This is a genomic window from Rahnella sp. AN3-3W3, assembly GCF_003263545.1.
GTDB lineage: Bacteria > Pseudomonadota > Gammaproteobacteria > Enterobacterales > Enterobacteriaceae > Rahnella > Rahnella variigena.
The window spans coordinates 114,570-138,185 of sequence record NZ_JYDG01000013.1; the positions used below are offsets into that span (position 1 = coordinate 114,570).

19 protein-coding genes and 1 pseudogene are annotated in these 23,616 nt (G+C 54.1%); 7 read left to right on the forward strand and 13 right to left on the reverse strand.

Annotated features, from left to right (window positions below):
• Positions 1-16: 16 nt before the first annotated feature.
• Positions 17-2,548: a copper-exporting P-type ATPase CopA gene (gene copA, locus UC15_RS05820; RefSeq protein WP_112287552.1), complete on the reverse strand. Its 2,532-nt coding sequence runs from the start codon at positions 2,546-2,548 to the stop codon at positions 17-19.
• 145 nt (positions 2,549-2,693) lie between these two features.
• Between copA and cueR the strand changes: the two genes are divergently transcribed.
• The gene (gene cueR / locus UC15_RS05825; protein WP_112287553.1) at positions 2,694-3,095 is read left to right on the forward strand and encodes a Cu(I)-responsive transcriptional regulator; all 402 of its coding nucleotides are present in this window, start codon (positions 2,694-2,696) and stop codon (positions 3,093-3,095) included.
• A 9-nt stretch (positions 3,096-3,104) separates the two neighbouring features.
• Here cueR and UC15_RS05830 read toward each other — a convergent pair whose 3' ends face one another.
• The 5 genes and pseudogenes from UC15_RS05830 to tesA form a co-directional block, all read right to left on the reverse strand.
• Positions 3,105-3,560 (reverse strand): NfeD family protein, encoded by a 456-nt coding sequence (locus tag UC15_RS05830; protein WP_112287554.1) that lies wholly within the window; start codon positions 3,558-3,560, stop codon positions 3,105-3,107.
• Positions 3,560-4,480 carry an SPFH domain-containing protein gene (locus UC15_RS05835; protein ID WP_095925004.1) on the reverse strand — a complete coding sequence of 307 codons (921 nt, stop codon included), beginning with the start codon at positions 4,478-4,480 and terminating at the stop codon, positions 3,560-3,562. Before UC15_RS05835 ends, UC15_RS05830 begins: the two co-directional genes overlap by 1 nt.
• A gap of 235 nt (positions 4,481-4,715) precedes the next feature.
• A complete protein-coding gene (locus UC15_RS05840; RefSeq protein WP_112287555.1) occupies positions 4,716-5,573 on the reverse strand; it encodes a co-chaperone YbbN in 858 nt (285 codons plus the stop codon).
• A 208-nt stretch (positions 5,574-5,781) separates the two neighbouring features.
• Positions 5,782-6,557: pseudogene (locus UC15_RS05845) on the reverse strand (SDR family oxidoreductase).
• 120 nt (positions 6,558-6,677) lie between these two features.
• On the reverse strand, positions 6,678-7,307 hold the full coding sequence (gene tesA / locus UC15_RS05850) for a multifunctional acyl-CoA thioesterase I/protease I/lysophospholipase L1 (protein ID WP_198659669.1): 630 nt from the start codon (positions 7,305-7,307) through the stop codon (positions 6,678-6,680).
• Here tesA and ybbA point away from each other — a divergent pair.
• A complete protein-coding gene (gene ybbA / locus UC15_RS05855; RefSeq protein WP_112287557.1) occupies positions 7,278-7,964 on the forward strand; it encodes a putative ABC transporter ATP-binding protein YbbA in 687 nt (228 codons plus the stop codon). The two genes, tesA and ybbA, sit on opposite strands and share 30 nt — an antisense overlap.
• Entirely contained in the window at positions 7,961-10,393 is a 2,433-nt protein-coding gene (gene ybbP / locus UC15_RS05860; RefSeq protein ID WP_112287558.1) for a putative ABC transporter permease subunit YbbP, read from the forward strand. The genes ybbA and ybbP overlap by 4 nt, the downstream gene beginning before the upstream one ends.
• Before the next feature lie 145 nt (positions 10,394-10,538).
• Here the strand turns inward: ybbP and purK are convergent, their stop codons facing one another.
• Together purK and purE are read right to left on the reverse strand one after the other, a co-directional pair.
• Positions 10,539-11,603 carry a 5-(carboxyamino)imidazole ribonucleotide synthase gene (gene purK / locus UC15_RS05865; protein ID WP_112287559.1) on the reverse strand — a complete coding sequence of 355 codons (1,065 nt, stop codon included), beginning with the start codon at positions 11,601-11,603 and terminating at the stop codon, positions 10,539-10,541.
• Positions 11,600-12,109 (reverse strand): 5-(carboxyamino)imidazole ribonucleotide mutase, encoded by a 510-nt coding sequence (purE, locus tag UC15_RS05870; protein WP_112287560.1) that lies wholly within the window; start codon positions 12,107-12,109, stop codon positions 11,600-11,602. Before purE ends, purK begins: the two co-directional genes overlap by 4 nt.
• 180 nt (positions 12,110-12,289) lie before the next feature.
• On the opposite strand from purE, the gene UC15_RS05880 reads away from it, so the two are divergent.
• Positions 12,290-12,922, forward strand: a complete 633-nt coding sequence (locus tag UC15_RS05880) for a tRNA-(ms[2]io[6]A)-hydroxylase (RefSeq protein WP_112287561.1) — start codon at positions 12,290-12,292, stop codon at positions 12,920-12,922.
• On the opposite strand, the gene lpxH is transcribed toward UC15_RS05880, so the two are convergent.
• Both lpxH and ppiB read right to left on the reverse strand, forming a co-directional pair.
• Positions 12,906-13,628: a UDP-2,3-diacylglucosamine diphosphatase gene (gene lpxH / locus UC15_RS05885; RefSeq protein ID WP_112287562.1), complete on the reverse strand. Its 723-nt coding sequence runs from the start codon at positions 13,626-13,628 to the stop codon at positions 12,906-12,908. The two genes, UC15_RS05880 and lpxH, sit on opposite strands and share 17 nt — an antisense overlap.
• Positions 13,629-13,653: 25 nt before the next feature.
• Entirely contained in the window at positions 13,654-14,148 is a 495-nt protein-coding gene (gene ppiB / locus UC15_RS05890) for a peptidylprolyl isomerase B (RefSeq protein ID WP_112287563.1), read from the reverse strand.
• 227 nt (positions 14,149-14,375) lie between these two features.
• On the opposite strand from ppiB, the gene cysS reads away from it, so the two are divergent.
• A complete protein-coding gene (gene cysS, locus UC15_RS05900; protein ID WP_112287565.1) occupies positions 14,376-15,767 on the forward strand; it encodes a cysteine--tRNA ligase in 1,392 nt (463 codons plus the stop codon).
• A 76-nt stretch (positions 15,768-15,843) separates the two neighbouring features.
• Complete coding sequence (gene alkA / locus UC15_RS05905) at positions 15,844-16,707, forward strand: DNA-3-methyladenine glycosylase 2 (RefSeq protein ID WP_232829825.1); 864 nt, start codon at positions 15,844-15,846, stop codon at positions 16,705-16,707.
• A gap of 10 nt (positions 16,708-16,717) precedes the next feature.
• Here alkA and UC15_RS05910 read toward each other — a convergent pair whose 3' ends face one another.
• The 3 genes from UC15_RS05910 to UC15_RS05920 form a co-directional block, all read right to left on the reverse strand.
• The gene (locus UC15_RS05910; RefSeq protein WP_232829822.1) at positions 16,718-19,054 is read right to left on the reverse strand and encodes a PAS domain S-box protein; all 2,337 of its coding nucleotides are present in this window, start codon (positions 19,052-19,054) and stop codon (positions 16,718-16,720) included.
• A gap of 158 nt (positions 19,055-19,212) precedes the next feature.
• Positions 19,213-20,652: a magnesium transporter gene (gene mgtE, locus UC15_RS05915; RefSeq protein ID WP_112287567.1), complete on the reverse strand. Its 1,440-nt coding sequence runs from the start codon at positions 20,650-20,652 to the stop codon at positions 19,213-19,215.
• Positions 20,653-20,661: 9 nt separating this feature from the next.
• Positions 20,662-20,880, reverse strand: coding sequence for a YfgG family protein (locus UC15_RS05920; RefSeq protein WP_112287568.1), 219 nt, complete (start codon positions 20,878-20,880; stop codon positions 20,662-20,664).
• Between the two features lie 503 nt (positions 20,881-21,383).
• On the opposite strand from UC15_RS05920, the gene UC15_RS05925 reads away from it, so the two are divergent.
• Positions 21,384-23,615 (forward strand): EAL domain-containing protein, encoded by a 2,232-nt coding sequence (locus tag UC15_RS05925; RefSeq protein WP_112287569.1) that lies wholly within the window; start codon positions 21,384-21,386, stop codon positions 23,613-23,615.
• Position 23,616: the final 1 nt, after the last annotated feature.

Below are 23,616 nucleotides of genomic sequence, written 5' to 3' on the forward strand. Positions count from 1 at the left end.
TTTTTCGGCGTGTTTTTCATGACTGTCCTTTTTTAGGTGAAAAGCGCAACAGACGGTTTGCGTTGGCGACCACCGTGATGGAAGACAGCGCCATCGCAGCACCCGCCACTATCGGGCTGAGCAGAGTTCCGGTCAGCGGATAAAGCACACCGGCGGCAACCGGAATACCAATCACGTTGTAAACAAAAGCACCCAGCAGGTTCTGCTTCATATTTCGCAGTGTCGCCTGAGACATTGCCAGCGCATCGGCGACACCGTTCAGGCCCGGGCGCATCAGCGTAATCGCCGCGGTTTCAATCGCCACATCGCTGCCGCTGCCCATCGCAATACCGACATCCGCCTGAGCCAGCGCCGGAGCATCGTTAATGCCATCGCCAATCATCGCGACCTGCTGCCCTTTGGCCTGCAACGCTTTGATGGCGTCGGCTTTCCCTTCCGGACGCACGCCGGCAATCACCGTGTCAATTCCCGCCTGCGCCGCAATGGCTTGCGCAGTTCGCGGGTTGTCGCCGGTCAGCATCACCAGCTGATAACCCAGCTGATGCAGGCGTTGCAACGCACTGACGCTGTCTTCACGCAGCGGATCCCGCAGGGCAAACAGCGCCGCAATCTTGCCGTTAGCAGCCAGCAATACCGGCGTGGCACCTTCGCTGGCTAACGTATCCAGCAACGTGTCAGCCGCCTGAGTATCCACCCCGTTTTCATGCATCAGCGCCTGATTGCCCAGCAGCAGGGATTGTTCTTCCACGTCACCGCGCAAACCCAGCCCGCCAAGGGTACGGAAATTCGCGATATCAGGGATTTCCAGCCCTTGCGCTTTTTCGACAATGGCCTGGGCAAGAGGATGGTGTGAACCTTTTTCCAGTGCGGCTGCAAACCGTAAAACCTGTTGTTCACTGAAACCGCTGAACGTATGAATGTCTGTCACTTTGGGCTGGCCTTCGGTCAGCGTGCCGGTTTTATCAAACACCAGTGTTGAAAGCGTACTGGCTTTTTGCAGTGCATCGGCATCGCGCACCAGCACACCAAACTCAGCGGCGCGTCCGACACCGGCGGTAATCGACATCGGTGTTGCCAGACCGAGCGCACAAGGACAGGCGATAATCAGTACCGTTGTGACAATCACCAGCGTATACATCAGTTGCGGTTGCGGACCAAAGAAGTACCAGATGGCACCGCTGAATAACGCAATCAGCACCACAACCGGTACGAAGACAGCAGAGATTTTATCCGCCAGCTTACCGATTTCAGGTTTACTGCTTTGGGCTTCACGCACCAGATTAATAATGCGTGAAAGGGTGGTCTGGCTGCCGATGGCATCTGCGCGGAACAGCACGCTGCCGTCTTTCACCAGCGTACCGGCGTGCACTTTTTCACCCTGCGATTTTTGCTGAGGGATCGGCTCCCCGGTCAGCATCGCTTCATCCATCCAGGCTTCACCACGTTGAATTTCGCCGTCAACCGGCACGCGGTCACCGGTCGTCAGGCGCAGCATCATCCCTTGCTGAACGTCAGCCAGCGGCAGGGTTTTCTCGCCTTCTTCGGTAACCACGCGTGCGGTCGGCGGGGTCAGATCCAGCAAACGTTCAAGTGCCTGAGACGAACGCTGACGTCCGCGTTGTTCCAGCGCGTGGCCGAGGTTAATCAGACCAATAATCATCACGCTGGCTTCATAATAAAGATGACGTGCCTGCATCGGGAACGCCTCCGGCCACAGGCTGACGGCGAAGGAAAATATCCAGGCCGCGCCAGTACCGAGCGACACCAGCGTGTCCATATTGGCGCTGCCGTGCATCAGGCTTTTCCAGGCGCTTCGGTAAAAATGGCCGCCCGCGACAATCATGATCAGCAACGTCAGCAGGCCGACAATCAGCCAGCCGGTCTGGTTGCTGGCGGTCACCATCATTTCACCGCCGAGTAATCCCCATAACATCATCGGGATACCCGCAGCTAAGCCAAGAGCCGCCTGCCAGCTGAAGCGGATCATACTTTTGCGTGAGGTTTGTTGCTGGCGCTCACGGCGTTTAGTTTCGTCGATAATGATTTCGGCGCCGTAACCGGCCTGTTCAACGGCGGCAATCAGCGCATTCTGGTCGGCATTACCGCTGACCAGCGCACTGCGTTCCGCCAGATTGACGCGTGCCCGTTCGACACCGTTCACGCCTTCCAGCGCCCGCTGCACTTTACTGACGCAACTGGCGCAGCTCATCCCGCTGAGCAACAGCTGCACGCTGTCGTCTGCGGTTTGTGGTGCATGAGTTTCTGCCGGAACAGGTGACGCCGCCGCTGACAGGGGTTCCGGCAAAACTTTCGCCTTATCGGTCAGCGGCTCAGATTTTGGGGATGCGTCTTCCACCACCTGTGCTTCATAACCGGCGTTAACCACGGCATCAACCAGACTCTGGCTGCTGGCATCGCCTTTGACGATGGCTTTATCCAGAGAAACTTCAACGGCAGTCGTGCCTTCCACGGCTTCCAGCGCTTTACGCGTTGAAGCCACGCAGTGCCCGCAGGACAGGCCTTGCAGAGATAATACGGTGGTTGTCATGATCATTTTCCTTGGGTTAACTTCACTCAGGACAGAGGATAAACCTTCCAGCAAGGGGAAGGTCAAGCCGCAGTCTCTGTTATTTTAATTTCATGGCGTATGATGTTCGTATCATGCGCAACAATCAGCTTGTCGTGGAGGCGAAATGAACATCAGTGATGTAGCGAAAAAAACCGGTCTCACCAGTAAAGCGATTCGATTTTATGAAGAGAAGGGGCTGGTTACTGCACCGGCTCGCAGCGAAAACGGCTACCGCAGTTATGCGCAAAAACATATCGAAGAACTGACGTTATTGCGTCAGGCGCGGCAGGTCGGATTCACGCTGGAAGAGTGTCAGGAACTGGTGGCGTTATTCCACAACCCGGATCGCCACAGTGCGGACGTGAAAGCGCGGACATTAGAAAAGGCCGCCGAAATTGCGCGGCACATTGAAGAACTGAAAGTAATGCGTGAGCGCTTACTGACGCTGGCGGATGCCTGTCCGGGTGACGAAGGGGCAGACTGCCCGATCATTGATAACCTCAGCGGATGCTGTCATAAGCACTGAGATTTTGTTTTAGCGAGCCTCAGGTTCCACGCGCAGCGTCGCGCCTTCTACGCCGGTGATCACCACTTTGTCACCGACGTTCAGCGGCGACGCGCAAATTGCCCGCCAGCTGCTGTCACCGATCTGTACCCGCGTAAACTGGTTAGTAACCGGTTCCAGCACGGTGGCGTGAGTGCCTACTAACTGCTGGCCGCGCTGGTTCAGCGCTGAATTGCCCGCCGATTTGTCGACACGCTGATTCAGCCACTTCCACCACAGCCACGCCGCCAGAATGGTCAGCAGCGCAAACGCAGTGCCTGACCATTCCCACGGCAACGGCAGGATCCACGTGACAGCGCCCACTAAGGCCGCCGCCACGCCGCTCCACAGCAAGTAACCACTCGCACCCACCAGCTCAGCCGCCAGCAACAGGCCGCCCAGAGACAGCCAGAATACGTGCGGATTTGCCATGAAATCGTGCAGCATTATTTGCCGCCTTTGGTTTCTTTCAGCAGCTCAGCAATCCCGCCAATGGAGCCCATCAGACTGGTGGCATCCAGCGGCATCATGATGATTTTGCTGTTATTAGCAGAACCGATTTTGGTCAGTGCATCGGTATATTTTTGTGCCACGAAGTAGTTAATCGCCTGCACGCTACCGGCTTCAATCGCTTCAGACACCATTTTGGTTGCCTGGGCTTCTGCTTCCGCCGCACGTTCACGCGCTTCGGCCTGCAGGAACGCTGACTGACGCTCACCTTCCGCTTTCAAAATCTGCGACTGCTTCTCACCTTCAGCCCGCAAAATGGCAGACTGACGCACACCTTCAGCTTCCAGAATATCGGCACGTTTTGTACGTTCGGCTTTCATCTGCGCGTTCATGGCGGAAATCAGTTCAGCAGGCGGACGCACATCACGGATTTCGATACGGGTGATTTTGACGCCCCACGGATTGGTGGCTTCGTCGACGATATGCAGCAAACGTGCGTTGATGTTGTCACGTTGTGACAGCATTTCGTCAAGTTCCATCGAACCCAGAACCGTACGGAAGTTGGTCATGGTCAGGTTAACGATCGCCTGTTCCAGATTGCTGACTTCATACGCGGCACGCGCCGGGTCAATCACCTGAATAAAGCACACGGCGTCAATGGCAACGTTGGCGTTATCGCGAGAAATCACTTCCTGAGAAGGAATATCCAGCACCTGTTCCATCATATTGATTTTACGGCCGATGCGGTCAACAAATGGCACCACCAGATTCAGCCCCGGCATCAGCGTTTTGGTGTAACGGCCGAAGCGCTCGACAGTCCACTGATAACCCTGAGGCACAATTTTGATCCCGGCGTAAACCACCAGCAGCGCCAGCACGATCAAAATAAGGATAGGAATGGGAATCAGATCAAACATAGGGTGAACTCCTGTAAAACTGTGTCCTGACTAATCCGGATGAAATAGTCGAGTAAAAACATGTCCCTGGCACATTTGCCGACCGGCAAAGTGTGTGATGAATTGTCGCACAAATAACCGTTACATCGTATTAATAAAGGATAGTTCAGGGGATAAAAGGCGGGGGGAAGCTCAAAAAAAACGCACGTCCTGTTCAGTGACGTGCGTCTGATATCTTACAGCCGGGCCGTATGAATTAATACAGCAGAGAATATAACTGGCGGCGATATTTGGCAGCCAGCGCATCGCCGGTACCGAGAGCGGCCATGATATCCATCAGCGTTTTACGCGCTGCACCGTTCGCCGCGCCTAAATCTTTTTTCAGCGGCGCCATCAGCAGTTCAAGCGCTTCTTCGTTGCGCCCGACCTGATGCAATTGCAGGCTGAGTTTGACGATGAGTTCAGCGTTCTCAGGATCCTGCTGGAGTTCCTGTTGCAATAGCTGAATTTCCGGCGTATCTGCGGCCTGTTTGAGCAGTTCGATTTGTGCGATCAGCCCCTGATAACGGGAATCTTTATCCTGTAACGGAATGGTCGCCAGCACGGCTTCGGCATCATCGGTGCGGTTCAGATGAATTTGCGTTTCCGCCAGCAGCAAGCCGATATCACTGCGGTAATTGCTCAGCTGCCAGGCATCTTTCAGCAGCGGCAGGGCTTCCGCCACATTGCCCGCCTGCAGCATTTCCTGCGCCTGAGCGAGTTTCAGTTCTTCTTCTTTCGGCAACACTTTTTGCAGCAGTTCGCGTATCACTTCTTCGGGCTGAGGCCCCTGGAAACCATCGACAGGCTGACCGTCTTTAAACAGGTACACGGCAGGGATAGAACGCAGACCAAACTGCTGAGCAATCATCTGCTCGGCATCGCAATCCACTTTTGCCAGGATCAGCTGACCGGCGTATTCCACAGCCAGTTTGTCGAGAATCGGCCCCAGTTGCAGGCAGTGCTGGCTGCGTTCAGACCAGAAATAGAACATCACCGGCACAGACATGGATTGTTCCAGCGTCTGGTGCAAGTTGGATTCGTTGATATCGATTACTGTAGGTTGTGCAAGCATGAATTCTGTCTCTCCGCTACCCGTCATACTTCGAGCTGCTGATGCGTTGGCTGCGCTCACTCATCCCGGTCACTTAGTTATCTAAGCTCCCGGTATCTCGTGAACTGGCCGTCTTCCCGCAACCCGAATTATTTAGGGTATAGAAATTTAAAGTATTTAAGAACAAATGGGGGCGACTCGTGCCGCTTCAACCCCTTATCGTTTTTACTTAGCTGTTTCCGCGTAATATTTTGTCCAGCAAACGGGCTGGCAACAGGCGTTTAAGCACCGTCAGTGCATGGGCGACCAGCGTGACCGGATAACGAAAACGCGCGCGCGGGTTTTCTAAAGCATGGTGCAGTTTGGGTAAAACTGCCTCCGGCTTGAGCGTAAAACGTCGCGCAATACCCGGATTTTCTACCGGCTGATCGGCTTGTGACTGACTGACATTGGCGGTGAAATTACTGCTCAGCGGGCCGGGTTCAATCAGGCTGACCTGAATTCCCGTGCCGTGCAGCTCCATACGCAGCGTGTCGGACCAGGCTTCCAGCGCAAATTTACTGGCGGCATAAACGCACGACGCGGCGTGGTAATCAGCCCCATCACCGAACTGGTCTGGATAATACGTCCTTCGCCGTGCGGCAACATGGCCGGCAGCAAAAGCTGCGTCAGCTGATGCGTGCCAAACAGATTGGTAGAGAATTGTTGCTCGAACTGTTCACGGCTGATGCTGTTAAGTGGCCCGTAAACGCCGTAACCCGCGTTATTAAACAGGCCGTACAGACGGTTTCCCGTCAGCGCGATGACCTCGGCGGCGGCGCGTTCCACACTCTGTTTATCATCAAGATCGAGCTGAACAGTTTCAAAACCCATTTGTTGCAGCGTGTCGATATCTTGCGTTTTGCGGCATGCCGCCAGTACCCGGTAGCCACGAGCGCGTAAATCCTGTGCGGCGACCAGCCCGATACCGCTTGAACAACCGGTGATTAATACAGCTTTTTGCATAACTTTACCTGTGGGATGTCCCTATTTTTTATGACTGTGATTTACTAGGGAGTCGGATGAAAAGGTAACGTCTTGGTTTTACTCACGTCCCGGTATTATTTTATTCGTCGTATTTTAAACTTAATGCGTCAGCAGCGGTGTGAGTTTTTCTGACATCCAGCCGGCAATAAACGACTGTGCTGCCAGTGCCGGATGCAAACCGTCGTCCTGCATCCATTCAGGTTTAACGGCGACCTGTTCCATAAAGAACGGCACCAGCGGGATATTTTCCTGCTTCGCCAGCGCCGGATAAATAGCGTAGAACGCATCCCCGTAGCGACGGCCATAATTAGGGGGCAGGCGGATTTGCATCAGCAGCGGTTGGGCATTGGCCTGTTTGACCTGACTGATTATCTGCGTCAGCGTTTGCGAAATGGTTTGCGGCGGGAAACCGCGCAATCCGTCGTTAGCGCCCAGTTCAATCAGCACCCAGCGCGGATGGTGTTGTTCCAGCAACGTTTGCAAACGCGCCAGCCCTTGTTCAGCGGTATCGCCGCTGATGCTGGCGTTAATAATGGTGGGCTTGCCACCTTCTTTTTGCCATTTGTCATTCAGTAATGTCGGCCACGATTCGGCTACCGGAAGGCGATAGACAGCACTCAAACTGTCGCCAATAATCAGCAAGTTATCAGCAGCAACGGCGCGAAAACTCAATAATCCTAACAACATAAGGAAGGGGAGATGCCAGCGGAAAATGTTCTTGAAGTTCATCATTTAAGTAAGCACGTCGGTCAGGGTGAAGGTCAGCTCACCATCCTGTCCGGTGTGGAGCTGGTTGTCAAACCTGCCCAGACAATTGCCCTGATTGGCGAATCCGGTTCCGGTAAATCCACCCTGCTCGGCATTCTTGCCGGGCTGGATGATGGCACCAGCGGCGACGTGAAGTTGCTGGGCAAATCTCTTGGCGAACTTAATGAGGAAGGGCGCGCAGCGTTGCGGGCAAAAAATGTCGGCTTTGTGTTCCAGTCATTCATGCTGGTGCCGACGCTCAACGCGCTGGAAAACGTGCAACTTCCTGCGCTGTTGCGCGGCGAAAGCGACAGCAGCAGCCGTCAGCAGGCGGTGCAGTTGCTGGAAAGTCTCGGGCTGGGCGGGCGTCTGCATCATCTTCCGGCGCAGCTTTCCGGCGGCGAACAGCAGCGTGTGGCGCTGGCGCGGGCATTCATCGGTAAACCTAAACTGCTGTTTGCCGATGAGCCGACCGGCAATCTGGATCGCGCAACCGGCGAACGTATCGTCGACTTGTTGTTCTCACTGAACCGCGACGCGGCGACCACGCTGATTCTGGTCACGCATGATGAACAGCTGGCGGCGCGGTGTCAGCGCCGCTTACGTCTGCGCGACGGGAAATTGTGGGAGGAAGCATGATCTGGCGCTGGTTCTGGCGGGAATGGCGATCGCCTTCGCTGCTGATTGTCTGGCTGGCGCTGACGCTGGCGGTGGCATGTGTGCTGGCGCTCGGCAGCATCAGCGACCGTATGGACAAAGGGCTGAGTCAGCAAAGCCGCGAATTTATCGCAGGCGATCGCGTGTTGCGTTCCGCGCATCCGATTACCGAAGCCTGGTTGCAAGATGCGCAGACGCAGGGGCTGAAAGTCAGCCGTCAGCTCTCGTTTATGACCATGACCTTTGCCGGTGAAACGCCGCAGCTGGCGGCCGTCAAAGCCACCGATCTGGCGTATCCGCTTTATGGCGCGTTACAAACCGAACCGGCAGGGCTGAAACCTCAGCCGGGAACCGTGCTGGTCGCGCCTCGTTTACTGGCGCTGCTGAACGTGAAAGTCGGTGACAATCTGGACGTCGGCGATACCACGCTGAAAATTGCCGGAGTGATTGTTCAGGAACCGGATTCGGGCTTTAACCCGTTCCAGACTGCGCCACGCGTGATCATGAATCTGGATGACGTACCGAAAACCGGCGCGGTGCAGCCGGGCAGCCGTCTGACGTATCGCTATATGTTTGCCGGTTCGCCGCAGGCCATTCAGACCTATGGCGATGCGATCAAAGGGCTGCTCAAGCCGGATCAACGCTGGACCGGCATGGAGGATTCAGATGGCGCGCTGGGCAAATCATTACAGCGTTCACAGCAATTCCTCACATTGTCGGCGCTGCTGACCCTGATGTTGTCGATTGCGGCGATCGCGGTGTCGATGGGGCATTACTGCCGCAGCCGTTACGATCTGGTTGCCGTGCTGAAAACGCTGGGTGCCGGGAAAAAGGCGCTGCAAAAACTGATTATCGGACAGTGGCTGTCGGTGCTGGTGCTGGCAGGATTGTGCGGCAGCGTGGTCGGGCTGGTATTCGAAGCCATCCTGATGAAGGTGCTGGCACCGGTTCTGCCCGAGGCGTTGCCGCCTGCCGGTGGCTGGCCATGGGTGTGGTCGATGGGCGCTATGGTGGTGATTTCTCTGCTGATCGGCATCCGTCCGTATCGTCAGTTGCTGGCCACTCAGCCGCTGCGGGTGCTGCGTCAGGATGTGGTGGCGAACGTCTGGCCGCTGCGGTATTTCCTGCCGGTGATGGTGCTGGTGGTCGTCGGTCTGCTGGCGGTACTGATGGGCGGCAGTTCGCTGCTCTGGTCACTGCTGGCGGGCGTGCTGGTACTTTCGCTGCTGCTCGGTGTGATTGGCTGGGGGGCGCTGTTGTTGCTACGCAAGCTGACGTTTCGTCAGTTACCGCTGCGTCTGGCCGTTAACCGTCTGCTGCGCCAGCCGTGGGTGACACTCAGTCAGCTGGCGGCGTTCTCGATGTCATTTATGTTGCTGGCCTTGCTGCTGGTGATGCGCGGGGATTTGCTGGATCGCTGGGAGCAACAGCTGCCGCCGGACAGCCCGAATTACTTCCTGCTTAATATCACCAAAGAGCAAATTCCGCAGGTGAAGCACTTCCTGCATCAGCATAAAGCGGAGCCGGAAACCTTCTATCCGATTGTGCGCGTGCGTCTGACGAAGATTAACGACAAGGTTGCCACGGATATCATCAAACCGGACGATGCTGGCGGCGAAGCTGTGAACCGTGAGCTGAATCTGACCTGGATGGAGGGGCTGCCGGATCATAATCCGCTGGTCGCGGGCGACGGGCCACCGAAGGCCGGTGAAGTGTCGATAGATGAAGGGCTGGCGGGGCGCCTGGGGCTGAAGCCTGGCGATACCGTGACCTTTAGCGGCGATACGCAGGAATTCAGTGCCAAAATCACCAGCCTGCGGAAAGTGGACTGGGACAGCCTGAAGCCGAATTTCTACTTCATCTTCCCGCCGGGTGCGCTGGATGCACAGCCGCAAAGCTGGCTGACCAGTTTCCGTTATCACGGGGATGTCAGCACCATTACGCAGCTAAACCGCCAGTTCCCGACGCTGAGTTTGCTGGATATTGGTTCTATCCTGCGGCAGGTCGGTCAGGTCTTACAGCAGGTGAGCAGGGCGCTGGAAGTGATGGTTCTGCTGGTGATGCTGTGTGGTGGATTGTTATTAATCGCGCAGATTCAGGTCGGTATGCGTCAGCGCCGTCAGGAGCTGATCGTTTACCGCACGCTGGGGGCCAGCAAAAAAATGCTGCACCGGACGCTGTGGTGTGAGTTTGCCGTGCTTGGTCTGGTGGCGGGTATCGCTGCTGCGATTGGCGCGGAAGCCGCACTGTGGCTGCTGCAACGCAAAGTGTTCGATTTCCCGTGGGAACCGAATTACCTGATGTGGATTGCGGTGCCGGTGGTTAGCGCGGTGTTGTTGTCCGTCTGCGGTGGCTGGCTGGGTGTGCGGTTGTTGCGGGGGCGGGCATTATTCCGGCAATACGACGCGTAGTTTCTAAACTCCTCCCCCTGCGAAGGGGGAGGCAGGGAGGGGGTTTTAATGGCAAACTGTTTGTCAAAGCACACTTTAACTATGAGATTTTGACCTTAATACCCCACCCCAACCTTCCCCTTCGCAGGGGAAGGAGGTGCTCAAATCAAAGCTTTTCAACTGCCCATTCAATGCCGCTGGCGTATTCTGACGGCAGCATCGGGACCAGTGCGTTGAGAGTGTCTTTCAGCAGGCTGGCGCTGGCGTCGTTGAGATTCAGGTGTCCGACTTTACGACCCGGACGCACGTCTTTCTCGTACCAGTGCAGATTGACCAGCGGCAGGCTCAGCCAATCTTCTGACACATCCGTGCCAATCAGATTCACCATCACCGACGGCGTACTGACGACCGGTTTCGGCAGCGGCAGACCAAGGATGGCGCGCAAATGCATCTCAAACTGGCTGTAGGACGCGCCGTTTTGCGTCCAGTGACCGCTGTTGTGAACGCGCGGAGCCAGCTCATTGATCAGCAAACCTTCGCTGACCACGAAACATTCCATCGCCATCACGCCGACATAATTCAGTTCGTTGAGAATGGCTGACAGCATGCTTTCTGCCTGCTGTTGCAGGGCTGCGTCCGGCTGCGGCAATGCGACGCTGGTGCGTAAAATGCCGTCCTGATGCAGGTTGTGGGTCAGCGGATAAAACACAGTGTTGCCGTCGTGACCGCGTGCGCCCACCAGCGAAACTTCGCCGGAAAAATTGATGCCCTGCTCAACGATGCATTCGCCGTAGCAATCCTGCGGCAGAGTCTTTTCTTCGCCAGAACGTAAGCGCCACTGACCACGGCCGTCGTACCCGCCGACGCGACGTTTAACAATCGCCAGTTCGCCAAGCTGAGAGAAAACCTGCGGCCATTCGGCGGCATCAGCCAGCAACTGCCACGGCGCAGTTGCCAGACCGAGCTGGTCGAGCAACTGTTTTTGCGTCAGGCGGTCAGCCAGGCGTGGGAAAATCTCGCGGTTAACAAACGCGTTGTGCGTTGCCAGTTCGCGGGTCAGTGCAGTTTCCGGCCAGCGTTCGATTTCAGCGGTGATCACGCTTTGCTGATATGGCACGGCTTCCGGTTCGGCATCAAGCCCGACGGGATACACGGCGATGCCCAGCGGTTCACCAGCCTGACGCAGCATCCGGCCTAACTGACCGTTTCCAAGGACGCAAACCGGCTTCATGCTTCCTCCCGCGGATCGGGATTATTCAGCACTTCGTCAGTTTGTGCAGTGCGCCATGCAGCCAGATTTTTAGCAATCTCAGCATCGTGAAGCGCCAGAATTTGTGCGGCCAGCAAAGCGGCGTTAGCTGCACCGGCTTTTCCGATCGCCAGCGTACCGACCGGAATACCACGTGGCATTTGTACGATGGAATACAGACTGTCGATGCCACTCAGGGCAGCACTCTGAACCGGAACACCGAGTACCGGCACCAGCGTTTTTGCCGCCAGCATGCCTGGTAAATGTGCTGCGCCACCGGCACCCGCGATGATCACATCAAAGCCATTGGCAGAAGCCTGCTCAGCGAAAGTGAACAATTTATCCGGTGTGCGGTGAGCGGAGACGATATCGACATGGAAAGGAATATTCAGCGTTGTGAGAACTTCGGCGGCGAACTGCATGGTCGCCCAGTCACTTTTAGACCCCATAACGATGGCGATTTTTGCCGGGGTAACGTTGGATGACATGTCTTTAAAGCTCCTGTGATTCGGAAATAGAAACTGCGAGGGCGCAAATGATAACACGCTCCGAGAGGGAGGAAAACGGTTGCGTGGCCGGAAAACGGCGCATTTTTGATGAGAAGTTGGCGGCAGATTTGTATAATCCAAACCAATATATTAAAGACAAACTTGAGTGGAAACTGATTTATGACGCAGGCTTTACTGGCACCGATTTATGATTTTCTTCACTGTGAAACGCCCGCTCTGTGGGTGGATGTGGCGCTGGAAAATCAGACGGTCATGCTGATTGACCACGCTAACTGTGAAAAGAAAGCGGCGGCGACGGCGATGAGCCTGATGACCAAATATCTGGACCGCACAGAACTGCTATTTTGTGCGGCGCGTCTGGCGCGTGAAGAACTTCATCACTTTGAACAAGTGGTGGAAATCATGCAAAAACGCAATATCACCTACACCCAGCTTTCACCATCGCGCTACGCCAGCGGCATGATTAAACATACCCGCCATCACGATGATCTGAATATTCTGGTCGACCGGCTGATCATCGGCGCATACATCGAAGCGCGCTCTTGCGAGCGTTTTGCCAAAATAGCGCCGCATCTCGATGAAACCTTGTCGCGTTTTTACACTTCGCTGCTGCGTTCTGAATCACGGCATTTTGCCGATTATCTGGCGCTGGCAGAGCAATATGCCGGAACGGATATTAGTGAGCGGGTAGAGGAGTTTGGCAGGATTGAAGCGGAACTGATCTTAACCCCGGACGAGCAGTTCCGCTTCCACAGCGGTGTACCCGTCTGCGGACTTAAAACGGGAAGCTGATCAGCTCGACGTTATCGGCGGTGACTTTCACCATCGAACCTTCTTCGTGCCATGCGCCGAGTACCACACGATGGCCGGTTTTGTTTCCGAGCGTGACATCGTGAATGGCTGGCCGATGGGTATGGCCGTGGATCATCCACTCGACGCCAGCCATCTGCATTTCGCTGACCACCGCCTGCGGGTTCACATCCATAATCTCCAGTGATTTACCCTGATTCGACGCCTTACTGTTAGCGCGCATTCTGGCAGCAATACCCAGTCGCCATTTCAGTGGCAGCATCAGGAAAAGTTTCTGGATAAACGGATTGTGGACTTTTTTGCGGAAGTTTTGATACGCGACATCGTCGGTACACAGCGTGTCGCCGTGCAGGATCAGGATGCGGCGTCCGTACAGCTCGAGCACTTTTTTCTCCGGCAGCAGCGTCATCAGGCTGTCGCGGGCGAAACGTCTGCCGAGCAGAAAATCGCGGTTGCCGTGAATAAAGAAGCAGGGCACGCCTTGCTGGTGCAAATGATTCAGTGCGGCGGAGATTTCTGCGTGAAGTGGCTGCGGATCGTCGTCGCCAATCCAGGCTTCGAAAAGGTCGCCGAGAATGTACAGAGCATCGGCCTGTGGCGCATCTTCACGTAGAAAACGAAGGAAACCGGCAGTGATTGCCGGTTCCTGTGCGCAAAGATGGATATCTGCGATAAAAAACGTGGTCATGCCGACGTGTTCTTAAAAACGTCTGTTATTCGCTGACTGTCACGCTTTTGATCACAACATCTTCTTTTGGAACGTCCTGGTGCATACCGCTGCGGCCCGTTTTGACGGCTTTGATCGCGTCAACCACGTCCATACCTTCAACAACTTCTGCAAATACACAGTAGCCCCAACCCTGCGCATTTTTGCCGCTGTGGTTCAGGAAGTCGTTGTCAGTTACGTTGATGAAGAACTGTGCGGTAGCAGAATGTGGATCGTTGGTACGCGCCATCGCCAGCGTGCCTTTGGTGTTTTTCAGGCCGTTGTCTGCTTCGTTATCGATAGGTGCATCGGTATTTTTCTGGTTCATGCCTGGCTCAAAACCGCCGCCCTGGATCATGAAGCCGTTAATAACACGGTGGAAAATTGTGTTGTCGTAGAAGCCTTTACGGCAATAGTTCAGGAAGTTTTCAACCGTGGCTGGCGCTTTGTCAGCGAAAGTTTTAATGACGATGTCGCCGTGGTTGGTGTGGAAAGTGACCATAATTATCATCCTGCTAATGTTGATGTGTGCTCTGTGTCAGAGCGGCTACTATAGCCTTTTCTTATACCATAACTCAAAAGTTGCCGTCAGCAGCGCCTTTATGACCACTAAAGCCCGTCCGGCGGCCTTATGCCATTTCGGTGAAATCATTTTCGTTATATTATGGCCGTTAGTGTCGCTTAAATGCGCCAACGTCATTTTCTACGCCCAACACACGGAATAGCCTGATGCTGAAGATTTTTAATACCCTGAGTCGCCAAAAAGAGGAATTCAAGCCAATTCATGCCGGTAAAGTCGGGATGTACGTGTGTGGGATCACTGTTTACGACCTGTGTCATATCGGCCACGGTCGCACCTTTGTGTCTTTCGACGTGGTGTCGCGTTACCTGCGTTACGTTGGTTATGACCTGAAATACGTGCGTAACATTACCGATATCGACGACAAAATCATTAAACGTGCCGCTGAGAATGGCGAAACCTTTATGGCATTGACCGATCGTATGATCGCCGAAATGCACGCGGATTTTGCTGCACTGAACATTCTGCCGCCGGATTCTGAGCCTCGCGCCACCGGTCACATTCATGAAATCATCGATATCGTGCAGAAGCTGATCGACCGTGACCACGCGTATGTGGCGTCGAACGGCGACGTGATGTTCTGGGTGGAGAGCGATCCGGATTACGGCGTGTTATCCCGTCAGGATCTGGATCAGTTGCAGGCGGGCGCCCGCGTTGAAGTTGAAGCCAACGTGAAACGCAATCCGATGGACTTTGTACTGTGGAAAATGTCCAAGCCGGGTGAGCCGAGCTGGACGTCACCGTGGGGCGAAGGCCGTCCGGGCTGGCATATCGAATGTTCTGCTATGAACTGCAAACAGCTTGGCGCGCATTTCGATATTCACGGCGGCGGTTCTGACCTGATGTTCCCGCACCACGAAAACGAAATTGCTCAGTCCAGCTGCGCGCACGACGGCCCGTACGTCAACACCTGGATGCACTCCGGCATGGTCATGATCGACCGCGAAAAGATGTCCAAGTCACTGGACAACTTCTTTACCGTGCGCGATGTGCTGAAATATTACGACGCCGAAAGCGTGCGTTACTTCCTGATGTCTGGCCATTACCGCAGCCAGCTGAACTACAGCGAAGAGAACCTGAAACTGGCACGTACGTCGATGGAACGTCTGTATACCGCGCTGCGCGGCACGGACGTTAGTGCAACGCCAGCCGGTGGTGAGGCTTTCGTGGCGCGTTTTCGTGCGGCAATGGACGACGATTTCAACACGCCGGAAGCCTATTCCGTGCTGTTCGATATGGCGCGCGACATCAACCGCCTGAAAGCGGAAGATATGGCGGCGGCCAACGGTCTGGCAGCAGAACTGCGTCAGCTGGCGGGCGTGCTCGGCTTGCTGGAGCAGGATCCGGAGCTGTTCCTGAAATCCGGAGCGCAGGCGGATAACGACGATGAAGTTGCTGAAATCGAAGCGTTGATCAAACAGCGCAACGATGCCCGCGCCAGCAAAGACTGGGGTATGGCGGATAAAGCGCGCGATCGTCTGAATGAAATGGGCATCGTGTTAGAAGACGGAGCTGCAGGCACCACCTGGCGTAGAAAATAGTCTATTCTTTTGTTCTGAATGCGAATTATGGCTCCCAACCGGGGGCCATTTTTATAAGGATCATCCTGTGACCCAAATGCTTCTGACGTATCAGCCTCCGTATGACTGGCAGTGGATGACGGCGTTTCTCGGTGCGCGTGCGTTGCAGGGCATCGAGCAGCAGGACGGCGACTATTATCAGCGGACGCTGGCGGTAATACACAACGGCGTGCGGCTGACCGGCTGGTTGCGGCTGCGGCCTTTGGCGGACATTAACAGCGTCGAACTTGAGATTTCGCCGTCGCTTGAGCCGGTGAAGAATAGCGTGGCAAAGCAGGTGCGGCGTTTACTGGATCTCGATGCGCAGCCATTACTTATCGCTGAGGGTTTAGGTCCGCTGGCTGAAAACGCCGTGGGATTACGTCTGCCGGGCTGCATCAACCGTTTTGAGCTGACGGTCAGGGCCATTCTCGGGCAACTGGTCAGTGTGAAAATGGCCGCGACGCTGGCAACCCGGCTGACCGAAAAATGGGGCGAGCCGGTGAGCACGCCATTCGCGGCGCTGACACATTTGTTTCCGTCTCCGGCGGCGATGGCGAAATTAACGGTCGATGATTTACGCGGTATCGGCGTGCAGGCCAAACGCGCAGCCTGTCTGATCAATATTGCGCAGGCAGTGGAAGAAGGGCGGTTGCCGCTCGATGACATTACCGATGTGCAGGAAGGTGTCAGATTACTGCTGGCGATGCCGGGAATTGGCAGCTGGACGGCCAGTTATGTGGCTATGCGGGCATGGTCTGCGCCGGACGTTTTTCTCGGCGGTGATTATCTGATTAAACAGCGTTTTCCGGGCATGACGCCGGGGGAAATTGCCCGCTATGCCGAAGTCTGGAAACCGTGGCGCACTTACGCCACGCTGCATTTATGGTTCAATAACGACTGGCAACCGGATATGCCTTAATCCGTGCTGGCTAAGGTTTTTCAGGCGGGAAAATGCTGTCGTCGGTATGAACGCTGGCGGTTTTTTGTTGCGGCTCATAGCGGAAAACCCGTCCCCGTCCGTTATTTTTCGCGGTATAACAGGCCTTATCCGCCTGTGCCATGTATTCGCTGCCGCTGACGGTGGGGTCATTCATCTTCGTTAATCCGGCGCTGGCACCGATGCGGTAAATTTTGTCTTCCCAGATAAATTCGAACTGATTGATTTCACTCACCAGTTTTGAGAGGGTGTTCAAACCCTGTTCCACCGGACAATCAAATAAGATCAGCGCAAACTCATCGCCGCCCAGCCGCGCGAGGCGGTCACTGTTGCGCATGTGTTCCTGCATCAGCGTACTGATCTGACGTAACAGTTCGTCACCTGCGGCGTGCCCGGCCGTGTCATTAATCGCTTTGAAATGATCCAGATCGATAAACGCCAGACAGTGCGACTGATGCGCAGTGGCTATCAGATTCAGTGCTTTTTTCAAGCTGGATTCGAAACTGCCACGGTTCGACAATCCGGTCAGTAAATCGTGGGACGCGCTGTAGCTCAGCCTGCGCATCAGTTCGCGCGATCTGCTGACGTCCTGTAATACCAGCACGATCCCGATTGGTTCATCTTTCAACGTACGCAGCGGAGACACCGCCAGCTGGACATCAAACAGACCGGTATGATGGCCATGCAACACCAGTGAACGCTCAACGGAAGAGTGAAGATTTTCGTTGATATCAAAGTGCAGCAGATTGTCGATTAGCGGACCATCCTGCCCTTTGCTGATGAGTACAATGCGGTTCACCGGCTGGCCCTGCGCCTGTTCCTCGGTCCATCCGGTCATTTTCTCCGCCACCGGATTCATGAACGTGATATTCATATTCCGGTCGGTGGAAATCACCGCCTCGTTGATGGAATTGAGGGTGATGTGCATGAGTTCTTTCTCTTCATGCAGCGCTTCCGAAAGACGCTTATTGGTCATTTCGGTATGTTTGAGCTCGTTGATATCTTCAATCTGAGAAATGAAATACAGCGGATTTTGTTCTTCATCGCGCACCAGCGACACGGCGAGTAAAGCCCAAATCACTTCTCCGTTACGACACAGGTAACGTTTTTCCATGGTGTAGGTCTGGATTTCATCGTTAAGCAGTTGCTCCAGCATCGCCAGATCCTTGCCCAAATCCTCCTGATAAGTAATTTCCTGGAAGGTCAGCGTGGTGAGATATTCCGCCTCATACCCTAGCAGATTACACAGCGATTTATTGACCTGCAGCAGCCTGCCTTGCGGGGATACCAGCGCCATGCCGATTGCCGAGTGTTCCATCGCGTTGCGAAAACGATTTTCACTTTGCGTGATATGCGATTTCTCTGCCCGCAGGGCGTGCATCGCCATCGCCATGGCGTTTGCCGGAGTCAGGATCAGCAGCAGTGGCAGGAAAATCAGCCCCTGAGGAATTTGTACGACGGTATGCGGCTGCACGGAAACAATGCCGCTGGTGTGCAGTAAAGCAATCATCAGCGTCATGGACAGGAAAATAATGAACGCTTCTATGCGGGGTAAACGGATGGCGCACCACAACAGCGGAATGGTGATAAAGGCGAAGGTATAAGGCAGCCATTTGAGCGCCAGAAAACCTGCCGCCAGCGTGATGATGAGCGTCAGAAGCAATCCGAAAAAACGCCCGGAAGTCAGGTTTTTCCTGAAATAACCGCGCTGATAAACCAGCCCGAGCGGGGTAAGCGCCAGGATTGCGACAGCTTCAGACATGAACCAGGTGGCAAAACGACTTTGCAACTCCACCGGCGATTGAATGTGCAGGATAAACAGCATCATGATTAATGAGCTGACCAGCGGACAGAAAATGACCGCAACCATCAGGAATCTGACCCAGTAACCGAGGCCGGTAAGGGGATCCTGCTCCGGCAACAATCGCCGCAACAATGCCGCGCAAAATGCGGCTTCAAAAAGATTGTTAAGCAGGTAAGGCAGATAGCGCAGGAAAGGCGTGCCCAGAACGGTATGTGCGGCAGCAATGCCCAATGCGCTGGCACACAGTAATGGCAGCCAGTCGCGGTAGCGATGGCGAAACAGAACCGGGATCATCAGCGCTGTTGGCAGCCACAAGCCTGCAAGGCTGGATGATTTCTGGATCACGCTCATACAGGCGAGCGCCAGCAGGCAGACAGAAATGCCTAACAGTACGTGAGATGTCCAGTTCGCCCGGCTTATTATGATCGGGGGTGGTTTGCTTTTTTCCACGGTGAAAACCTTTTTCTGACTGGTGTTTGGATCCAGAACAGTTGCAGTGATGGTCGTTTTTGTATTTTTTATCACTCAGGCGTCACCATGAGCACAAACGATGACACGTACTCTCAGTATCGTTATCAGTATCGTTATCAGTATCGGAAAAGCGTGACTAATTATTAATATAAATTTTACATTACGTTGGAATAGTTGACGAATATTCCGGCCGGATGGCCGGAATAAGAGGGTCAGAGCAGGAAAATGGTGGCGAGGCCGAGGAAGATAAAGAATCCACCGGTATCTGTCAGGGCAGTTATCATCACGCTGGAACCGACCGCAGGGTCGCGCCCCAGACGCACCATGGTCAGCGGAATGACCACACCCATCAGCGCTGCCAGCAGCAGGTTCAGCACCATCGCCAGCGTCATTACGGCGCCCATTTCCCAGTCGCTGTACAGCAGCCAGGTCACGACGCCCATCAGTCCGCCCCAGACGAGGCCGTTAATCAGCGCGACGCCCAGTTCCCTGAACATCAGGAACTTCAGGTTACCGAGCTGGACATGGTGCAGGGCCAGTCCGCGGACAATCATGGTGATGGTTTGATTGCCTGTATTCCCGCCGATGCCGGCAACAATTGGCATCAGGGCAGCCAGCGCCACCAGTTGTGAAATCGTATGTTCAAACAAACCGATCACGCGCGACGCCACGAAAGCCGTACACAGATTGATCGCCAGCCACGCCCAGCGATTACGCACCGCTTTAGTGACCGGTGAAAAGACATCCTCTTCCGGGCTCAGCCCGCCCATGCGGCGTAAATTGCTGTCGGTGTCGTTATTGACGAAATCGACGATTTCTTCCACCGTCAGACGTCCCATCAGCTTGCCTTTTTTGTCCACCACCGGCGCAGTGATCAGGTCATAACGTTCGAACGCACTGGCAGCATCTTCGGCTTTATCTTCTGGCTCAAAACTGGTGAGATCGGTGACCATGACGTCTGAAACCAGCGTATGCGGCGGGTTCAGCAAAATCGCCGTCAGCGGCAGTTCGCCTAATAACGTGTTTTTACGGTCAGTGATAAACAGCTTATCGGACGCTTCAGGGATGACTTTATTCAGACGAAGAAAGCGCTGCACGGTGCCTAGAGAAACATCAGGGCGAACCGTCAGCAGCTCGAAGTCCATGATCCTGCCGACGCACTCTTTATTGAATTTCATCACCTCGCGCACTTTATCGCGCTGACGCGGATCCAGTGAGGTAAGCACGCGGCCCGTCAGGTCACGCGGCAGATATTCGGCCAGATAGACCTGATCATCCACATCCAGCAGAGACATGGTTTTCAGCAGATCCTTGTCGCTCATTTCCTCAATGAGACTGTCCCAGACGGTTTCAGAGACTTCGACCAGCGCCTTACCGCGGGCAGCGGGTTCAACCAGCCGCCACAACGCGAGGCGTTCGTGAATGGGTAACGCTTCCAGCACATCCGCCACGTCAGCGGCATGGAGTTTCTGCACCCGCGAGCTCAGCTCCGCGGTGTAATCCATCAGCCTGGCGCGGGTGGCATCATCAACGTCAATTTCTTCACCGAGAATGCTGTCAGCAAGATCATCGGTGTTAAGCAGGAGATCGAGGATCCGGCCACGACTCTCGGCGAGTTTTTGTCCGTAACTTTTTGGTTTTTCGGCAGACATTCGGGATCCTTAGTCCTTATGGTAGCGGCAGGTCTTGAGTGTGCCGGTACAAGTTTTGTCGGAAGTCGGTTCCTGAGGTGCGACAGTTTGCCCATCTGTTTGCTGTTGTTTTTGGTTCTGATGGTGGGAATACGCGCCGATACCGGAATAGACCAGACGTCCTAACAAAATAATGAAGCTGATCGATAAAACGATTTTCGTCATTGTGATGTTGGTTTTTCGAGACATAATTTGATCGCTTAAGTAAATCGTTGCTCCGGTGGAAGGATGAAGAACTGCAAATGATAACGTTTACAATATATAACACATCTAAACGAGCAGCCAGATAATCAAATAAAAGCGAATTTCCGTAACGTCCATTTTTGTAAACGAGTAATTTTCCTTTTTCCTCGGATTATTCTATATCACTGGATATAAAAACCATTCTGTTAGTCACGCGATGAATTTGTTTAAGATGATTTTTACGTTAAAACACAAAGATTGTGTTTAATGATCTGCATCAAGGGATTTAAGATAAGTGACATTAGAATTCAGTCTTATTTTGAAGCGTTGTACTCTGACCTCCGCTGTATTCTTTTTTCTTCAGTTATTTTGTGTGAAGTGACGTTTTTACTACGATAATTTTAGACGACGTCTGCAACTGCGGTTGTCAGCCAGCTTGTCTGGCGTCCGTTACACGATGAATCACTCACCGCGGCATGAAGTTCATGCGCAAAACTTAGATGGACTGAATGCGTAAAATTTTTTCCTGGCATGAGATTCGCCATAAATGGTGGGGACTTCCCGTCATTTGCGCGCTGGTCTTGATCCCCGTTACCTCATGGCTTTCTCCGATCATATTTTTGCCTGAAGGTCGCACCTATCTGATTTATATGCCGTTGGCGACGTGTGTTGCGCTGCTGATGGTATTTGACTGGGCTGCATTACCCGGGATCGTCCTGACGTTGTTCCTGCGTTATTATTTCAGGGTCGGCGCAGAAATGGCGACGTTGCTGACGGTTATTTATTTCACCTCGCTTTTTCTGGCCTGGCTCGGATACCGCTGGCAGGCCGGAAATCGCTGGTCGGCGCCATTAGGTCTGATGAATCTGGCGTGGATACGTGTCGGCTGGTTGCTGGTGTTCCTCACGGTCTTCTTCATGACTGTACTGCAAATTGTGGTGGAAAGCGGGTTGCTGCCGGGTTATCTGGGGCTGGTCACGGCTGATTTTGTGACGTTGCGGACACTCATCAATTTGCAGGCGATGATCATCGGCATTTTGCTCAATTCGCATGTCATTTACCTGGTGATCCGCATGATTCGTCAGCCCCGCTACTGGCGCGTGTTGCGGATGATGTTGCGTAAGCAACGGGCGCCGGGCGTGAAAACCACCGAAATGGTGGTCTGGTTTCTGGTCATGGCCACCATGGTCACGCTGCTCAGCGTGCCCAGTATAAGCGAGCCGTTCACAAAAATTTTGCTGAGTGATTACACTCTGACGCTGCTTTTCCCTGTGATGCTGTTCGGGGCGTTACGCTATGGCTATTACTTCATCAGTATCGTATGGAGTATTACGCTCACTGTATTATTCTACAATTATCAGGGGTTTATCTCAGAAACCGGCTTTGTTCATAATCTGGTCTTTGTTTCTGCGCTGATGCTGGTTTACACCATTACGCTGTTGCTGATGTCGGCGCTTTCTTCGCGCCAGCGACTGCTGATGAAAAAATTCAAATCAGCCGCCCTGCTGGATCCGGTGTTTGGTTTGCCTAATCTGCGTGCCTTTAACCGCGATTTAGCCCGCCATCCGCGTTCCATGCTTTGCTTCATCCGCGTGTCGGATATGGACGTTCTCAGCCGTAACTACGGGATGCAGCTGCGGATCCAGTTCAAACAGCAACTGGCAGTCGGGCTCAAACCTCTCCTTCAGTCCGGCGAGCGTGTGTATCACTTACCCGGCTATGATCTGGTTCTGCGCCTGAACTGTGAAGATGCAGATATGAAATTGCAGGGGCTGCATGATTATCTCGAGGATTTCCGCCTGCTCTGGAACGGTTTGCCGTTGCATCCCAACATTGGTTTGTCGTACTGCACGGTATATTCGCCAGTCGAGCATCTGCCTATTTTGCTGGGTGAACTCAGTGGTATTGCAGAAGTTTCACTGACCACCGGTCAGCCTGAGTCGAACAAAAGCGACCACAGTCAGGTTCAGCTGGAGATCAGAGACAAAGTCGACATGCTGCACAAAATTCAGCGTGCTTTAGATGACGACCGCTTTGTTCTGATGGCTCAGCCGATACTGGGTGTTCGCGGCGACAGCTATTACGAAATCCTGCTGCGCATGTTTGATGGTTCGCAGGATACCCTGATCACGCCGGATAAATTCCTGCCGGTGGTTCACGAATTCGGGCTGTCTTATCAGATGGATATGTGGGTACTCCGGCATGCGCTGATGTTTATTAATCAGAACCGTGTACGTCTGCCGAGCCTGCGTTTTGCCGTAAATTTCACGCCATCGACGTTATGTCGTCCGACGTTCACCCGCGATTTTAAATCGCTGATGCTGGAATATGAAATTGAGCCGTTCCAGATCGTACTGGAAGTCACCGAATCGCATCTTTTGCAGAATATGAAATATGCCGACTTCGCGATGCGGGAACTGCGTGCTTATGGCTGCCGGATTGCAATAGACGATTTTGGCACCGGTTACGCCAGTTACGGACGTCTGAAAGCTATTCAGGCCGACATCCTGAAAATTGACGGCAGTTTTGTGCGCAATATGCTCACCGATTCACTGGATGCTTACATTGTGCAATCTATCTGCCAGGTCGCACGTATGAAGCATCTGTCTATTGTGGCGGAGTATGTGGAGACGGAAGAACAGAAAGCTGCGCTCCATGCGCTGGGCGTCGATTACATGCAGGGATATCTGGTGGGTAAACCGGAGCCACTGGCCACATTGCTCGATTTCCCTGCTACCTGAT

What these genes read in the sequence shown, in the direction of transcription:
- cueR (WP_112287553.1), top strand. Translation starts at nt 2,694, where the DNA reads ATGAACATCAGTGATGTAGCGAAAAAAACCGGTCTCACCAGTAAAGCG.
- ppiB (WP_112287563.1), bottom strand. Translation starts at nt 14,148, where the DNA reads ATGGTCACTTTCCACACCAACCACGGCGACATCGTCATTAAAACTTTC.
- UC15_RS05840 (WP_112287555.1), bottom strand. Translation starts at nt 5,573, where the DNA reads ATGCTTGCACAACCTACAGTAATCGATATCAACGAATCCAACTTGCAC.
- mgtE (WP_112287567.1), bottom strand. Translation starts at nt 20,652, where the DNA reads ATGTCTGCCGAAAAACCAAAAAGTTACGGACAAAAACTCGCCGAGAGT.
- UC15_RS05830 (WP_112287554.1), bottom strand. Translation starts at nt 3,560, where the DNA reads ATGCTGCACGATTTCATGGCAAATCCGCACGTATTCTGGCTGTCTCTG.
- copA (WP_112287552.1), bottom strand. Translation starts at nt 2,548, where the DNA reads ATGACAACCACCGTATTATCTCTGCAAGGCCTGTCCTGCGGGCACTGC.
- UC15_RS05835 (WP_095925004.1), bottom strand. Translation starts at nt 4,480, where the DNA reads ATGTTTGATCTGATTCCCATTCCTATCCTTATTTTGATCGTGCTGGCG.
- alkA (WP_232829825.1), top strand. Translation starts at nt 15,844, where the DNA reads ATGCTTCTGACGTATCAGCCTCCGTATGACTGGCAGTGGATGACGGCG.
- purK (WP_112287559.1), bottom strand. Translation starts at nt 11,603, where the DNA reads ATGAAGCCGGTTTGCGTCCTTGGAAACGGTCAGTTAGGCCGGATGCTG.
- tesA (WP_198659669.1), bottom strand. Translation starts at nt 7,307, where the DNA reads ATGAACTTCAAGAACATTTTCCGCTGGCATCTCCCCTTCCTTATGTTG.
- UC15_RS05880 (WP_112287561.1), top strand. Translation starts at nt 12,290, where the DNA reads ATGACGCAGGCTTTACTGGCACCGATTTATGATTTTCTTCACTGTGAA.
- cysS (WP_112287565.1), top strand. Translation starts at nt 14,376, where the DNA reads ATGCTGAAGATTTTTAATACCCTGAGTCGCCAAAAAGAGGAATTCAAG.
- ybbP (WP_112287558.1), top strand. Translation starts at nt 7,961, where the DNA reads ATGATCTGGCGCTGGTTCTGGCGGGAATGGCGATCGCCTTCGCTGCTG.
- lpxH (WP_112287562.1), bottom strand. Translation starts at nt 13,628, where the DNA reads ATGACCACGTTTTTTATCGCAGATATCCATCTTTGCGCACAGGAACCG.
- purE (WP_112287560.1), bottom strand. Translation starts at nt 12,109, where the DNA reads ATGTCATCCAACGTTACCCCGGCAAAAATCGCCATCGTTATGGGGTCT.
- UC15_RS05925 (WP_112287569.1), top strand. Translation starts at nt 21,384, where the DNA reads ATGCGTAAAATTTTTTCCTGGCATGAGATTCGCCATAAATGGTGGGGA.
- UC15_RS05920 (WP_112287568.1), bottom strand. Translation starts at nt 20,880, where the DNA reads ATGTCTCGAAAAACCAACATCACAATGACGAAAATCGTTTTATCGATC.
- ybbA (WP_112287557.1), top strand. Translation starts at nt 7,278, where the DNA reads ATGCCAGCGGAAAATGTTCTTGAAGTTCATCATTTAAGTAAGCACGTC.